The organism is Rhodococcus sp. NPDC054953, from assembly GCF_053609225.1.
The window spans coordinates 43,258-56,447 of the sequence record NZ_JBSGXD010000004.1 but is presented as its reverse complement, the minus strand read 5'-3'; the positions used below and the strand labels follow the sequence as shown (position 1 = coordinate 56,447).

The 13,190-nt window shown below is 69.8% G+C and carries 14 protein-coding genes; 9 read left to right on the top strand and 5 right to left on the bottom strand.

Annotation, left to right across the window (positions count from 1 at the left end):
• The 5 genes from ACWF62_RS04375 (at window position 1) to hisG (ending at window position 4,792) form a co-directional block, all read left to right on the top strand.
• A complete protein-coding gene (locus ACWF62_RS04375; RefSeq protein WP_452629496.1) occupies window positions 1–948 on the top strand; it encodes an ABC transporter permease in 948 nt (315 codons plus the stop codon).
• 90 nt (window positions 949–1,038) lie between these two features.
• Window positions 1,039–1,851: an ABC transporter permease gene (locus tag ACWF62_RS04370; protein ID WP_378569456.1), complete on the top strand. Its 813-nt coding sequence runs from the start codon at window positions 1,039–1,041 to the stop codon at window positions 1,849–1,851.
• On the top strand, window positions 1,848–3,500 hold the full coding sequence (locus ACWF62_RS04365; RefSeq protein ID WP_452629495.1) for a dipeptide ABC transporter ATP-binding protein: 1,653 nt from the start codon (window positions 1,848–1,850) through the stop codon (window positions 3,498–3,500). The genes ACWF62_RS04370 and ACWF62_RS04365 overlap by 4 nt, the downstream gene beginning before the upstream one ends.
• Window positions 3,501–3,545: 45 nt before the next feature.
• Entirely contained in the window at window positions 3,546–3,809 is a 264-nt protein-coding gene (locus ACWF62_RS04360) for a phosphoribosyl-ATP diphosphatase (protein WP_142100658.1), read from the top strand.
• Window positions 3,810–3,940: 131 nt separating this feature from the next.
• Entirely contained in the window at window positions 3,941–4,792 is an 852-nt protein-coding gene (gene hisG / locus ACWF62_RS04355) for an ATP phosphoribosyltransferase (protein ID WP_378569452.1), read from the top strand.
• A gap of 49 nt (window positions 4,793–4,841) precedes the next feature.
• Here hisG and ACWF62_RS04350 read toward each other — a convergent pair whose 3' ends face one another.
• Together ACWF62_RS04350 and ACWF62_RS04345 are read right to left on the bottom strand one after the other, a co-directional pair.
• Window positions 4,842–5,660: a thioesterase family protein gene (locus ACWF62_RS04350; protein WP_452629494.1), complete on the bottom strand. Its 819-nt coding sequence runs from the start codon at window positions 5,658–5,660 to the stop codon at window positions 4,842–4,844.
• 11 nt (window positions 5,661–5,671) lie between these two features.
• The gene (locus ACWF62_RS04345) at window positions 5,672–6,532 is read right to left on the bottom strand and encodes a RecB family exonuclease (protein WP_378507277.1); all 861 of its coding nucleotides are present in this window, start codon (window positions 6,530–6,532) and stop codon (window positions 5,672–5,674) included.
• Between the two features lie 100 nt (window positions 6,533–6,632).
• On the opposite strand from ACWF62_RS04345, the gene ACWF62_RS04340 reads away from it, so the two are divergent.
• Window positions 6,633–7,484: a tRNA (adenine-N1)-methyltransferase gene (locus ACWF62_RS04340; RefSeq protein WP_378507092.1), complete on the top strand. Its 852-nt coding sequence runs from the start codon at window positions 6,633–6,635 to the stop codon at window positions 7,482–7,484.
• An 80-nt stretch (window positions 7,485–7,564) separates the two neighbouring features.
• Here ACWF62_RS04340 and ACWF62_RS04335 read toward each other — a convergent pair whose 3' ends face one another.
• Window positions 7,565–8,062, bottom strand: a complete 498-nt coding sequence (locus ACWF62_RS04335; RefSeq protein ID WP_378569448.1) for a nuclear transport factor 2 family protein — start codon at window positions 8,060–8,062, stop codon at window positions 7,565–7,567.
• A 185-nt stretch (window positions 8,063–8,247) separates the two neighbouring features.
• Between ACWF62_RS04335 and arc the strand changes: the two genes are divergently transcribed.
• Complete coding sequence (gene arc / locus ACWF62_RS04330) at window positions 8,248–10,023, top strand: proteasome ATPase (protein WP_378507094.1); 1,776 nt, start codon at window positions 8,248–8,250, stop codon at window positions 10,021–10,023.
• 65 nt (window positions 10,024–10,088) lie between these two features.
• On the opposite strand, the gene ACWF62_RS04325 is transcribed toward arc, so the two are convergent.
• Both ACWF62_RS04325 and ACWF62_RS04320 read right to left on the bottom strand, forming a co-directional pair.
• Entirely contained in the window at window positions 10,089–10,790 is a 702-nt protein-coding gene (locus tag ACWF62_RS04325) for a TetR/AcrR family transcriptional regulator (protein ID WP_378569446.1), read from the bottom strand.
• A gap of 72 nt (window positions 10,791–10,862) precedes the next feature.
• The gene (locus ACWF62_RS04320) at window positions 10,863–11,408 is read right to left on the bottom strand and encodes an NUDIX hydrolase (protein WP_378507096.1); all 546 of its coding nucleotides are present in this window, start codon (window positions 11,406–11,408) and stop codon (window positions 10,863–10,865) included.
• 34 nt (window positions 11,409–11,442) lie between these two features.
• On the opposite strand from ACWF62_RS04320, the gene ACWF62_RS04315 reads away from it, so the two are divergent.
• On the top strand, window positions 11,443–11,844 hold the full coding sequence (locus ACWF62_RS04315) for a nitroreductase family deazaflavin-dependent oxidoreductase (protein ID WP_378507097.1): 402 nt from the start codon (window positions 11,443–11,445) through the stop codon (window positions 11,842–11,844).
• Entirely contained in the window at window positions 11,841–13,088 is a 1,248-nt protein-coding gene (locus ACWF62_RS04310; protein WP_452629493.1) for a hypothetical protein, read from the top strand. The genes ACWF62_RS04315 and ACWF62_RS04310 overlap by 4 nt, the downstream gene beginning before the upstream one ends.
• Window positions 13,089–13,190: the final 102 nt, after the last annotated feature.

Genomic DNA, 13,190 nt, shown 5'->3' with positions numbered 1-13,190 from the left:
ATGCTGGTGACGATCGCCCGCAGGCTGGGCATCTTTGCGGTGACCGCCGCCGCAGCATCGGTACTCGTCTTCGCGTTGCTCGCCGTCCTCCCCGGCGATCCCGCGCGGATCGCGTTGGGGGTGCAGGCATCCGAGGAGGCGGTCGCCAGGGAGCGGGCGGCGATGGGTCTGGACATGTCCCTCCCGCAGCGGTATGCGATGTGGATGTGGGCGATGCTGCGCGGCGACATGGGCGACTCCTATCTGACCAGGCAGCCGGTCGGGCCCGAGATCCTGGACCGCCTGCAGGTCACGCTGTGGCTGGTCGGAGTGGGCATGGTCGTCGCATTGGCGATCGCGCTGCCCCTCGGGGTCGTGTCGGCGGTGCGGGCCGGGAAGCCGGACGGGGTCGCGATCGGCGGCATCAGCCAGGTGGGCATCGCGATTCCCGCCTTCCTCGCCGGGGTGCTGCTGTCGACGGTGTTCGCGGTCGAGCTCGGCTGGCTGCCGTCCAGCGGCTGGCAGGCCCCGATCGAGGGGGTCGGCGGATTCCTGTCGTACCTGGCGTTGCCCGCGCTGGCGTTGGGGCTGGTGCAGGGGTCGGTGTTGACGCGGTACGTGCGGTCCGCGGTCCTCGACGAACTGGGGGAGGACTACCTCCGGACGGCACGGGCGAAGGGTCTCACCCGCACCAGGGCGCTGCTCCGGCACGGGGTGCGGAACGCGGCGGTCCCGGTGATCACCGTCGCGGGTGTGCAGTTGAGCACGCTGCTGATCGGGGCGGTGGTGATCGAGCGGGTGTTCGTGGTGCCGGGGCTTGGCAGCCTGTTGCTGGACAAGGTGGGGCAGCGGGACATGGGTGCGGTGCAGTCGATCGTGCTGGTGTTGGTGCTGTTGGTGCTGGTGGTGAACCTGGTCGTCGACGTCGTCCACACCCTGGTGGATCCACGATTGCGGAGCAATGCATGAGACGGATTGCGGAGCAATGCATGATACGGATTGCGGAGCAATGCATGAGGCGATTGCGGAGCAATGTATGAGGCGATTGCGGAGCAATGCATGAGACGGCCGCCCGGAACGCTTGTCGTCGGCGGCCTGCTCGTCGGCCTGGTGCTGCTCGCCGCGCTGGTGTCGCTGGTGTGGACGCCGTTCGACCCGACCGTGGTGGATCCGTCCGCGCGCCTGGCGGCGCCGAGCGCGGCGCACTGGCTGGGCACCGACGATTTCGGCCGCGACATCGCCAGCATCCTGCTGGTCGGTGCCCGCACGACGTTGCTCGTCGGCGTTGTCGCGGTGGCTGTGGCCGCGGTGATCGGCATCCCGATCGGGGTTGCCGCGGGGATGCGTCCCGGCGCGGCGGACGAGGTGCTGATGCGCGGGGTTGACGTCCTGCTCGCGTTTCCCGCGTTGCTGCTCGCGATCGTGTTCGCGGCTATCGCGGGCGGGTCGACGGTGACGGCGATGGTGGCCCTTGGCATCGGGTCGGCGCCGGCGTTCGCGCGGATCACCCGCGCCGGGACCAGGCAGGTGATGGCGCAGGACTACGTTCTCGCGGCCCGCGCGAGCGGTCTCGGCCGCGGTGCGATCGCGCGGCGGCACGTGCTGCCGAACATCTCCAGTGACCTGATCGTGCAGGCGTCAGTGACGTTCGCGCTGGCGGTTCTCGCCGAGGCGGCACTGTCGTATCTCGGTTTCGGCACCCCGCCGCCGACCCCGTCGTGGGGGCGGATGCTGCAGGAGACGCAGCCGTACCTGTACCAACAGCCGATGGTGATGCTGTGGCCGGGACTGGCGATCGCGCTGACTGTGCTCGGGTTCAATCTGCTCGGTGACGGTCTGCGGGACCGGTTCGATCCGAAGGTGGTGCGATGAACGGGGACGGCGGAGCCGGTGCACCGCTGCTGGAGGTGTCCGGGCTGGGGGTCCGCATCGACGATCGGGACCTGCTGTCCGGGGTGGGGTTCCGGCTCGACGCGGGGGAGCGGGTCGGGCTGATCGGGGAGTCGGGGTCGGGCAAGTCGCTGACCGCGCTGAGTCTGATGGGTCTGCTGCCGGACCAGCTGACCGCGACGGGGTCGGTGCGCCTGGGTGGGGTGGATGGCAATCTCCTCGACCGGCCCGAACGCGGGTGGACGCGACTGCGCGGCGACGACGTGGCGATGGTGTTCCAGGAACCGATGAGTGCGCTTAATCCCCTGATGCGGATCGGCAACCAGGTCGGCGAGGTGTTGGCGCTGCACCGGGACGGTCTGCGCCGCGCGGACCGCCGCGCCGCGGTCCACGAACTGCTCGTGTCGGTGAACCTGCCGGATCCGGAACGGATCGCGCGGTCGTATCCGCACGAGCTGTCCGGCGGGCAGCGGCAGCGGGTGCTGATCGCGATCGCGATGGCGAACACGCCGCGGCTGCTGGTCTGCGACGAACCGTCCACCGCACTCGACGTGACCACGGCGGCGCAGATCCTTGACCTGATCGACAGCACGGTCCGCGAGCACCGCACCGCGTTGCTGATGATCACCCACGACCTGGCGGTCGTCGCGCACCTGTGCGAGCGGGTGCTGGTGATGCGGGACGGCGTCGTCGTCGAGTCGGGTCCGGTTGCCGGGGTGTTCGCGGACCCGGCCCACCCGTACACGCGGTCCCTGCTCGACGCGTCGACGCTGCAGCACGGCGAGTCCGCGGCAACCGTCCACGCGTCGTCGGCCCCGGTGTTCAACGAGCAGTCCGTCCCGTTGATCGCGGCCCGCGCGGTGAGCCGCACCTACCGCGGCACCCGGGCGTCGGTGGTGCGTCGGCCCGCGCCGGTGCCCGCCCTCGTCGACGTCTCGTTCGACGTCGCCGCTGGTCAACGGTTCGGCATCGTCGGCGAGTCCGGCAGCGGCAAGTCGACGCTGGTTCGGTTGTTGTGCGCGCTGGATACCGCGACATCGGGGTCGATCCGGGTGGCAGGCACCGAACTCGTCGGCGCGGCCGAACGCGACTTGAGCGGCCTGCGCCGCGACGTGTCCATCGTGTTCCAGGACCCGATGGGTTCCCTGGACCCCCGGATGCGGGTCGGCGACATCGTCGCGGAGCCGATGAGCGGACGCGGCAGGCCCGCCGCGGACGTCGCCGCACTGGTCGCGACGATGCTCGCGGACGTCGGACTCGACCCCGACGCCGCGCAGCGCTACCCGCACCAGTTCTCCGGCGGTCAGCGCCAGCGGATCTCCATCGCCCGGGCCCTGATCACCCGGCCCCGGATCCTGATCGCCGACGAGCCGGTCAGCGCCCTCGACGTGTCGGTGCGCGCGCAGGTCCTCGACCTGCTGGCGAGGCTGGTCACCGAGCACGACCTGACCCTGCTGCTCGTCTCCCACGATCTCGCGGTGATCCGGCACGTCTGCGACGTCGTCGCGGTGATGCACCGCGGCCGGATCGTCGAGTGCGGGCCCACCTCCGACGTCTACGAGCGACCACTCGAGCCGTACACGCGGACGCTGATCGACAGCGCACCGACGCTGACCCGGCCCGAACGCTGAGTGCGGCAGCGGCGACCCGGTGACGCTGTGAAACAATGGCGACCCGTGAAGACCTTCGATTCGCTGTTCGCCGAGCTGTCCGACCGTGCCGCCACTCGCCCCGAGGGTTCCGGCACCGTGGCCGCACTGGACGCCGGCGTCCATGCCCAGGGCAAGAAGGTGATCGAGGAGGCCGGCGAGGTGTGGATCGCCGCCGAGTACCAGAGCGACGAGGAACTCTCGGAGGAGATCTCGCAGCTGCTGTACTGGGTGCAGGTCCTGATGGTCGGCCGCGGACTGAAGCTCGAGGACGTCTACCGACATCTGTGAGCGGCACCGCCGCTGCCATCTGTGAGCGGCACCGCCGCTGCCATCTGTGAGCGGCACCGCCGCTGTTGTTCGTGCGCGGCACCGCCGCGACTCCCCGCATCACACCTCTCGCCTTCGAAGGAAGGACCATCATGCTGCGCGTTGCAGTGCCCAACAAGGGCTCCCTGTCCGAATCGGCCGCCGAGATCCTCAGCGAGGCTGGCTACCGGCGGCGCACCGACTCCCGCGACCTGACCGTGCTCGACCCGTCCAACCAGGTGGAGTTCTTCTTCCTCCGCCCGAAGGACATCGCGATCTACGTCGGATCCGGTGAACTGGACCTCGGAATCACCGGCCGCGACCTCGCGCTCGACTCGGGTGCGCCGGTCGCCGAGCGGCTGTCGCTCGGATTCGGCCGCTCCAGCTTCCGATACGCCGCGCCTGCCGGAAAGGACTGGACGCCGCAGGATCTGGCGGGCCTGCGCATCGCCACCTCCTACCCGAACCTGGTGCGCGCCGACCTGGCCCGCCGCGGCATCGAGGCCACCGTGATCCGGCTCGACGGTGCCGTCGAGATCTCCATCCAGCTCGGTGTCGCCGACGCGATCGCCGACGTCGTCGGCTCCGGCCGCACCCTGCGTCAGCACAACCTGGCGGCGTTCGGCGAATCGCTGTGCGACTCCGAGGGGGTGCTGATCGAGCGGGCGGGCTCCGACCAGGACGACAAGGCTCGCAACCAGCTGATCGCCCGCGTCAAGGGCGTGGTCCGCGCCCAGCAGTACGTGATGCTCGACTACGACTGCCCGCGGGACCGGCTCGCCGAGGCCGTCGCCATCACCCCCGGCCTGGAATCGCCGACCGTCGCCCCGCTCGCCGACGAGCAGTGGGTGGCAATCCGGTCGATGGTGCCGCGCAAGGGCAGCAACGACATGATGGACCGGCTCGCCGACATCGGAGCCAAGGCGATCCTCGCCACCGACATCCGCACCTGCCGCGGATTCTGACGGCGCCCTCGACGACCCGCACCGCTACCGGTGCGGGCCGTCGGCGGGTTCAGCGGGCGCGTACCTGCACCGTCTGCGTCACCCGGGCCACCGGACCCGCATCGTCGTGCAGGACACCCGAGGACATCGCGACCCCGTCCGGGCCGTAGGAGGTTTCGGCGGACACCCCGATCCAGTCCCCGTCCGGGATCCGGAACAGGTGCACCGTCACATCGGTGTTGAGGAACGTCCACGCCGCCGGGTCCAGCTTGCTGCCGACGCCGTTCGCGGTGTCGGCGATCAGGAACAGTCGCTCGATCGGGTCGAGCGGGAGCCCCTCCACCAGGACGGGGATCGGCCTGCCCCAGGCGTGGGAGAGGCCCGACGCACCGAGCGGGGTCAGCCAGTTCCAGTCGACCGAGTCGATGAACCCGGTGTGCCAGAAGCTGTTGTCGGGCAGCGGTGACGGGTCCGCCGTCCGCGGCGGGATCGCCGGGTCGGCGGCATGCGCGATCGCCGCGGTGTCGGCCGTCTGCAGCCGCCACCCGGTGCCGCGGGCAACGGCGCGCCAGCTGCCGTCCGGCCCCTCCGCGGACAGCTCGGCGACCACGAGTTCGATTCGGTGGCCGGGGCGTTCGGTCCACGCCCGCACCCGGATTTCGGTCAACGGCACCGGCCCGAGGATCTCCACGACCACGCGGGTCAGCCGCGTGTCCGGTCGCGCCTGGTGGCGGCGCAGCGCGTGCACGAGCAGGGCCGACGGCGGCGAGCCGTGCTGCATGTCGCCGGACCAGGTGCTCAGCGTGTGCCCGGTCGGCCGGAACCGTGCCGTGCCGTCCGGAAGCGGTTCCAGCGGAACGAAATAGGCACCGGGGGCGGTGTCATTCACAGGGGGACTCCTCACTCTGCCGTGTCGACCACCCCGCCGTCGCCCGGATCGGGCCAACCCGGATAGGGCGGCGGTGAACCACCGAACGCGGGGCAGCGGTCCCTATGGTCGCAGAACCCGCACATGCGTCCGGGACTCGGCTCGAAATCGCCGGTGCGCCCGGCGTCGAGGATGGCCCGCCAGATCGCGCTCAACGTGCGCTCGAACCGACGCAGCTCGTCGTGATCCGGTGTGTAGGTGAGGACCTCGCCCTCCGTGAGGTACAGCAGGCGCAACTGGGTCGGGACGACGCCGCGGGTCTGCAGCAGCATCAGCGCGTAGAACTTCATCTGGAACAGGGCGGTCCGCTCGAACCCCTCCCGCGGGGCCCGACCGGTCTTGTAGTCCACCACCCGGACCTCGCCGGTCGGTGCGACATCGACCCGATCGACGAAGCCGCGGAGCGGGACCCCGTCCGCGAGAGCGGTCTCGATCCGCAGCTCACAGGCCTCGGGGTCGAACGCCGTCGGATCCTCGAGTCGGTAGTAGTCCTCGACGATGCGCCGGGCGTCGCCAAGGAACCGGTCGCGGTCGTCGGCAGGGACCACCTCGGCGAGTTCCGGGGACTGCTCGAGCATCCGGTCCCAGGCAGGCTCGACGAGCGTCACCGCCGTCTCCCGACCGCGCCCGGCAGCAGGCAATCCGTAGAGCGACTCCAGGGCCGCGTGCACGAGCGTGCCCCTGACCTGCGCGGTCGTCAGCTTCTCGGGAAGCCGATCGATGGCCCGGAAGCGGTACAGCAGGGGGCACTGCTTGAAGTCGCCTGCGCGTGACGGGGACAGCGCGGGCCGTGAGCGTGCGGGCGCGGGCGCTGGTTCGGTGGGGTGCGTCATCGGGGGGGCTGCTCACACCTGGCAGGGTATGCGCGGGGTCCGACACGCCGTCGGGGCCGGTGCACGGGTCGCCGGGAACAACCGCAGAGGAGCAAGCGAGATGTCAGCGTTGCAGGGTCGACCGACCGGACCGTTCCGGGTCGGGGACCGGGTCCAACTCACCGATGCGAAGGCGCGCAAGTACACCGTCGTGCTCGAGGCGGGCAAGGAGTTCCACACACATCGCGGCGGCATCCTGCACGACGACCTGATCGGCACGCCCGAGGGCAGCGTCGTCACCTCCACCAACGGCACCCCGTACCTGGCGTTGCGCCCGCTGCTCGTCGACTACGTGCTGTCGATGCCGCGAGGAGCCCAGGTCATCTACCCGAAGGATGCCGCGCAGATCGTGCACGAGGGGGACGTGTTCCCCGGTGCCCGAGTGCTCGAGGCGGGCGCGGGTTCCGGTGCGCTCACCTGCTCGCTGCTCCGCGCCGTCGGGCCCGAGGGCAAGGTCACCTCGTGGGAGGTCCGCGAGGATCATGCCGAACACGCGGTCCGGAACGTCGAAACCTTCTTCGGTGGCCGCCCCGACAACTGGGAGCTGGCCATCGGCGATCTCGCCGACTATGACGCCGACGTGCACGGGCAGGTTGACCGGGTGGTGCTGGACATGCTCGCGCCATGGGACGTGCTGCCCGCGGTGTCGAAGGCGCTGGTCCCCGGCGGGGTGCTGATTGTCTACGTCGCGACCACGACACAGCTGTCGAAGGTGGTCGAGGCGATGCGGGAACAGGAGTGCTGGACCGAGCCGCGGTCCTGGGAGTCGATCGTGCGCGGCTGGCACGTCGTCGGCCTCGCGGTGCGCCCCGAACACCGGATGCAGGGGCACACAGCCTTCCTCGTCAGCGCCCGGCGACTCGCCGAGGGCACGGTGACCCCGAAGCCGCAGCGCCGCCCCAGCAAGGGCTAGCTGCGCTGCGCTGCGCTGCGCGCCCGTGCGTGAGTTTTACCCCGGTCGGGGTAAAACTCACGCACAGTTGCCGAAGGCGACTACTTCACGCAGGTCAGCTGGCCCATGCCGAGGATCGTGCAGACCGCGTCGTCGGAGATGATCCAGGCGCCGTCGTGCTCGTCGAAGGTGACCTCGACGGGGGCGCCGCCGTGCGGACCCGCGATGGTGGTCGTCGCGGTGACGGTGTCGTCGTCGACCGCGACCACCTTGGTGACGTCGGCAGTCAGGGGGTAGCCCTGCAGCACGCCGTTGAACTGTTCGAGGACCGCGGCCTGCTTCTCGCCGTCCTCGATCAGCACGACCTTGTCGGCAGCGGGAACCGCGGGGTCGAAGAAGGTCGCCAGCGTCGCGTTCAGCGTCTCGGCGCCGGGAGCGGCCGCTGCGGCTGCGGTGTTCGCGCTGGTGGTCGCGTCGGCGACGGTGCTGCTCGCGGTGCTCGTTGCCGGGGTGTCGGCGGCGTCGTCGGAACCGCATGCCGTGAGCCCGAGTGCAACGAGGACGGCTCCGGTGGCAATGAGTGTCGTACGGGTGATCACGGGGAACTCTTTCCTGTGAGGGGCGCTCCTGCCGGGACCGGGAGCAATGTAGGTGAGGCTAACATGGCTGGTGGGGTGTCGGTGGTGACCTGCACCGTCCCAGATTGTGCGATGTCCCAAGTGTCGCAACACACTTTCGTGGGCACGGCGGTAGCGTTGAGGGATCGAACTGGGAGGAGTCGCACATGAGCGCAACAGAGAATCCGGACTCGGTGGCTGCCAGGGCGGAACTCGAGGCCCTCAAGCTTGAGGCCGCTGCACTTCGCCGACAACTTGCCCAGTCTCCGGAGCAGGTGCGTGAACTCGAGTCACGCGTGGATTCCCTGTCGATTCGCAACTCGAAGCTGATGGACACGCTCAAGGAGGCGCGCCAGCAACTGATCGCGTTGCGGGAAGAGGTCGACCGCCTCGGTCAACCCCCGAGCGGCTACGGCGTGCTGATCTGCGCGCACAACGACCAGACGGTCGACGTGTTCACGTCGGGACGGAAGATGCGGCTCACCTGCTCGCCGAACGTCGACACCGACGAGCTCAAGCCGGGGCAGACGGTGCGGCTGAACGAGGCGTTGACGGTCGTCGAGGCGGGCACCTTCGAGCGGATCGGAGAGATCTGCAGCCTCCGCGAGATCCTCGATGACGGGGAACGCGCACTGGTGGTCGGGCATGCCGACGAGGAACGCGTCGTCTGGCTCGCGCATCCGCTGGCGGTCGCTGCCTCGGATGAGACGTTGCACCCGGACGACGAGGACATCGACTCACCGACCCGCAAGCTGCGGCCCGGTGATTCGCTGCTGGTCGACACCAAGGCCGGGTACGCCTTCGAGCGGATCCCGAAGGCCGAGGTGGAGGACCTCGTGCTCGAGGAGGTCCCGGATGTCGACTACGGGGACATCGGCGGTTTGGGTAGGCAGATCGAACAGATCCGGGATGCCGTCGAGTTGCCGTTCCTGCACAAGGATCTCTTCCACGAGTACGCACTGCGTCCGCCGAAGGGTGTGCTGCTGTACGGTCCGCCCGGCTGCGGCAAGACCCTGATCGCGAAGGCGGTCGCGAACTCCCTCGCGAAGAAGATCGCCGAGGCGCGCGGTCAGGATGCCAAGGACGCGAAGTCGTACTTCCTGAACATCAAGGGCCCCGAGCTGCTGAACAAGTTCGTCGGCGAGACGGAGCGGCACATTCGGATGATCTTCCAGCGCGCGCGGGAGAAGGCGTCCGAGGGCACCCCGGTGATCGTGTTCTTCGACGAGATGGATTCGATCTTCCGGACCCGCGGGTCCGGGGTGTCGTCAGACGTTGAGACCACGGTGGTTCCGCAGCTGCTCAGCGAGATCGACGGCGTGGAGGGCCTCGAGAACGTCATCGTGATCGGTGCGTCGAACCGCGAGGACATGATCGACCCCGCGATCCTGCGACCGGGCAGGCTCGACGTGAAGATCAAGATCGAACGCCCGGACGCCGAGTCCGCGCAGGACATCTTCTCGAAGTACCTCACCGAGACGCTTCCGGTGCACGCCGACGACCTCGCCGAATTCCGCGGTGATCGGGCGCTGTGCGTGAAAGCGATGATCGAGCGGGTCGTGGACCGGATGTATGCGGAGAGCGACGAGAACCGGTTCCTGGAGGTGACGTACGCGAACGGCGACAAGGAGGTCCTGTACTTCAAGGACTTCAACTCGGGCGCGATGATCCAGAACATCGTGGATCGGTCGAAGAAGTACGCGATCAAGGCGGTGCTCGAGACCGGCGCACCCGGCCTGCGCGTGCAGCACCTGTTCGACTCGATCGTCGACGAGTTCTCCGAGAACGAGGACCTGCCCAACACCACCAATCCGGACGACTGGGCACGCATCTCGGGCAAGAAGGGGGAGCGGATCGTCTACATCCGCACGCTGGTCACCGGCAAGAACGCCAGCGCGAGCCGGGCGATCGATACCGAGTCGAACACCGGTCAGTACCTGTAGCGGAGGGCGGTCAGCGCCGAGCGCGGTGGGGGCGGCGGAGGCGTCGTACCCACCGCGCCTGCGTGTCAGGCCCTCCCGTTGACGGCCCGAGCCCGTTCGAGCGCGCGGATCGCTGACTCTCGATTCATGCCGTTCCCGACGGCGAGGGCGACGAGAAGTGAATGGGCGACCGTGTCGTCCGCGGTGTCCAGATGGCCGGCGATCCGCAGCATCGCGTTGCCGTGCAGCGCGCTGAAGAGCTCCGCGGCGAGGGCCAACCGCTGCGCGTCGTGCTCCTCGGGGCCTGCCTGCCGACCGGGACCCGTCCCGGACAGTGCGGCGAGGAACGTCGCGAAGGCCGCGCCGCCCCCGTGCGCCTCGATGGGTGCCCCCGTCCCGACGACGTCCGTTCGTCGGCCCGGGCCCCGGTCGGAGGAGGTGTGCTGGAACATCGTCGTGTACAGCCGCGGGTGGTCTCGCGCGAATGCCAGATAGGTGAGCGCGATACCGAACAGGTCGGCGAGGGGGTCGCCGGATCGGGGAGCGGCCGCCATCGTCCGGCCGAGCAACCCGAACCCGTACTCGACGACGGCGCCCACGACCCCGCCGACGCTTCCGAAATGCGTGTAGACCGACATCGTCGAGGTGTGCGCGTCGGACGCGAGTCGGCGCACGGTCAACGCGGAGGGCCCCTCCTCGACGACGACCGCGATCGCCGCGGACAGGACGGCGTCCCGCACGGCCTCGCGGTCCCGTGAACTCCCGGCTGTGCTCTCATACGCTGCCATAACATTGCAATATTACAGGTATGACAATGGCACGGCACCGGGTCTGGCCCGACCCGCGAAGCCGCGGCGCCCTCACAGCACGATGTCGGCGAGCAGCGCCCTGGTGTCCGGAACGAACGGCCACTCCGGGTCGGCCAGGTGGGTGCGCAGTGCGTCGCCGGTCCACCACCAGCCGTCGACGACCTCGCTCGGCTGGTGTACGACCGGACCGTCCCACCGGCCTTCGAACGCGAACAGGTGGCAGCGGAGCGGCCTGCCCGCCCACGTCCCGTCCCAGGCGAGCCGCGCCAGCGGGGTGAGGTCGATGCCGCGGACCCCGAGCTCCTCCTCGAGTTCCCTGGCTGCGGTTGCGGCGGGGGTTTCGCCTGGATCGACGACGCCACCGGCGAGGCAGTCGTGCATGCCCGCGAAGACGGACTTGTCGGGGGAGCGGCGGTGGACGTAGAGCTGGCGCCCGTCGGTCGAGCGCAACAGCACCCCGGCGCTCGCGTGCCAGAGGCCCTCGGCGTACACCCGGGACCGCGGCGCCGAACCGATCACCAGTCCGGCCTTGTCGTAGACGGCGACCACCTCGTCCGGCGCGGGGATGGGCGGGCGGGGTCCGTGGTCCGATTCCATCGGGTCATCGTCTCAGGCGGGTTAGGCTGACCGGGTGCCTCTCCCGAGGCGGCTCGCCCGCTTCAACGCGATGGTGACCAATCGCCTGGTGCTCCCGGTCGCCGGATGGCTGCCGGGATTCGCGATCGTGCTGCACCGTGGCCGCCGCTCGGGCCGCCTCTACCGGACGCCGGTCAACTGTTTCCGGGTCGACGGCGGCTACCGATTCGCGTTGACCTACGGTCCCGACAGTGACTGGGTTCGCAATGTCGTCGCGGCGGGTCGGGTCGACATCGCCTCCCGCGGCCGCCTGCTGACCCTGACCGATCCGCGCCGGGGAACGGACCCGGGGGCGCGGTGGGCGCCGTGGCCAGCGCGGTCGGTGCTGCGGCGGATCCGGGCGGGCGACTACCTGCAGTGCACCCTGTCGTCGACGTCGAAGGGGCCGGTCCCATGAGCACATTCGGCCGCCGGTGTGCGTGCGCCTGCATCGTGGCAGCGTTCGCCGCTGCGCCCGCGCCAACGGCACATGCCTTCGCCGAGGACGTCTGCTACTCGCAGGAGGGCGTGCCCGCACACAACTGCGGCCCGCTGCCGCCACCGTGCCCGACGGACATCCCGACCGCTCCGGCGTGCGGATTGCAGGCCTTCCTCGCGTACGGCTACACCCTGCGTCAGCCCCTCGGCGGCCGCAGTCTCGTGCACGCCGACGCCACCTATCTGCTGGCCCGCACCGCCGGATTCCCCGAACGAGACGCGTACTGGATCGCGGCCTACGACGAGGCGACCGATCTGGGCACCTTCACACCGCGGGACGTCGACGGCAGGCCCGTGCCGGGCGCCGACACCCTGACCACCAGGGACATCGGTGGCCTGGTGCGAACGCACTTCGCGACCGGCGGGTTCCTGTTCCACTTCCCGCCGACCCTGGGTCCGTCGACGCCGCAGGAGGGCCTACGACCGGACGTCACCGACCCGCGCCACGAGGTGATGCTCGCGCACCTGCGCCGCTGGGCAATGGCCGGTCCCGGCGGCGACGCCCCGCTGTGCACGGGCGGGTTCACCACCGCGTCGGCCGCTGGCGATCTCGGTACCGGCCCCGCCTGCTACGCGGACCCGTCGCCGGTACCGATCGACGGCGAGTACAGCGTCGTCGCTCCCGTCGCCGTGCCGTTCACCAACGCGACGGGGGAGCAGGTCGTCTCCGGTGACGTCAGGTCCGACCGGTTCGACTCGTGGATCGGTGACCAGGCAGCGAACGCACGAATCGGGATCTACCTGCACGCGCTCGCCGACCGGATCTCGCACCACGCCTGCGTCGACGCGGGAACCACCGTGCCGCCGACACCGGAACAGCCAGCGTTCCGGGTCGAGTTGAACACGCCGTCCTGCGACCAGGGGCCGCACGCGCTGCGCCACGAGTACGAGACGGGTGAGGACTTCGACTCGCTCACCCCGGGGGACAGGACGACCGAGGCCGCCCTCGCGATGGTCTACGACGAGTTGCTCGCCTTCGCCCGGGCCCGCGGCGTGCTCGACGCACACGCGGGTTCCCCCGAGGCACGGACGGCGGTCCTGGATCGGGGGTTGGTGCCCGCACTCGAGATCCGGGACCCCCTCGCACGGATGGCCGCGGTCTCGGAGGTGGGCTGCCGATCCGGGGCGGCACCCTTCCCCGGCGCTCCCGTGTGCGCGGAGTGACCGGTGTCAGCAGGATGGTGAACTGCGGACGTCACCTGCAATAATGTCATAAGGCAACTTATCGGCACTTAATCCGGCGCCGGACCCCCGGAAACTCCCGAC

Coding starts and splice junctions, on each gene's coding strand:
- ACWF62_RS04375 (WP_452629496.1), top strand. CDS start 1: ATGCTGGTGACGATCGCCCGCAGGCTGGGCATCTTTGCGGTGACCGCC.
- ACWF62_RS04370 (WP_378569456.1), top strand. CDS start 1,039: ATGAGACGGCCGCCCGGAACGCTTGTCGTCGGCGGCCTGCTCGTCGGC.
- ACWF62_RS04365 (WP_452629495.1), top strand. CDS start 1,848: ATGAACGGGGACGGCGGAGCCGGTGCACCGCTGCTGGAGGTGTCCGGG.
- hisG (WP_378569452.1), top strand. CDS start 3,941: ATGCTGCGCGTTGCAGTGCCCAACAAGGGCTCCCTGTCCGAATCGGCC.
- ACWF62_RS04345 (WP_378507277.1), bottom strand. CDS start 6,532: ATGACGCACCCCACCGAACCAGCGCCCGCGCCCGCACGCTCACGGCCC.
- ACWF62_RS04340 (WP_378507092.1), top strand. CDS start 6,633: ATGTCAGCGTTGCAGGGTCGACCGACCGGACCGTTCCGGGTCGGGGAC.
- arc (WP_378507094.1), top strand. CDS start 8,248: ATGAGCGCAACAGAGAATCCGGACTCGGTGGCTGCCAGGGCGGAACTC.
- ACWF62_RS04325 (WP_378569446.1), bottom strand. CDS start 10,790: ATGGCAGCGTATGAGAGCACAGCCGGGAGTTCACGGGACCGCGAGGCC.
- ACWF62_RS04320 (WP_378507096.1), bottom strand. CDS start 11,408: ATGGAATCGGACCACGGACCCCGCCCGCCCATCCCCGCGCCGGACGAG.
- ACWF62_RS04310 (WP_452629493.1), top strand. CDS start 11,841: ATGAGCACATTCGGCCGCCGGTGTGCGTGCGCCTGCATCGTGGCAGCG.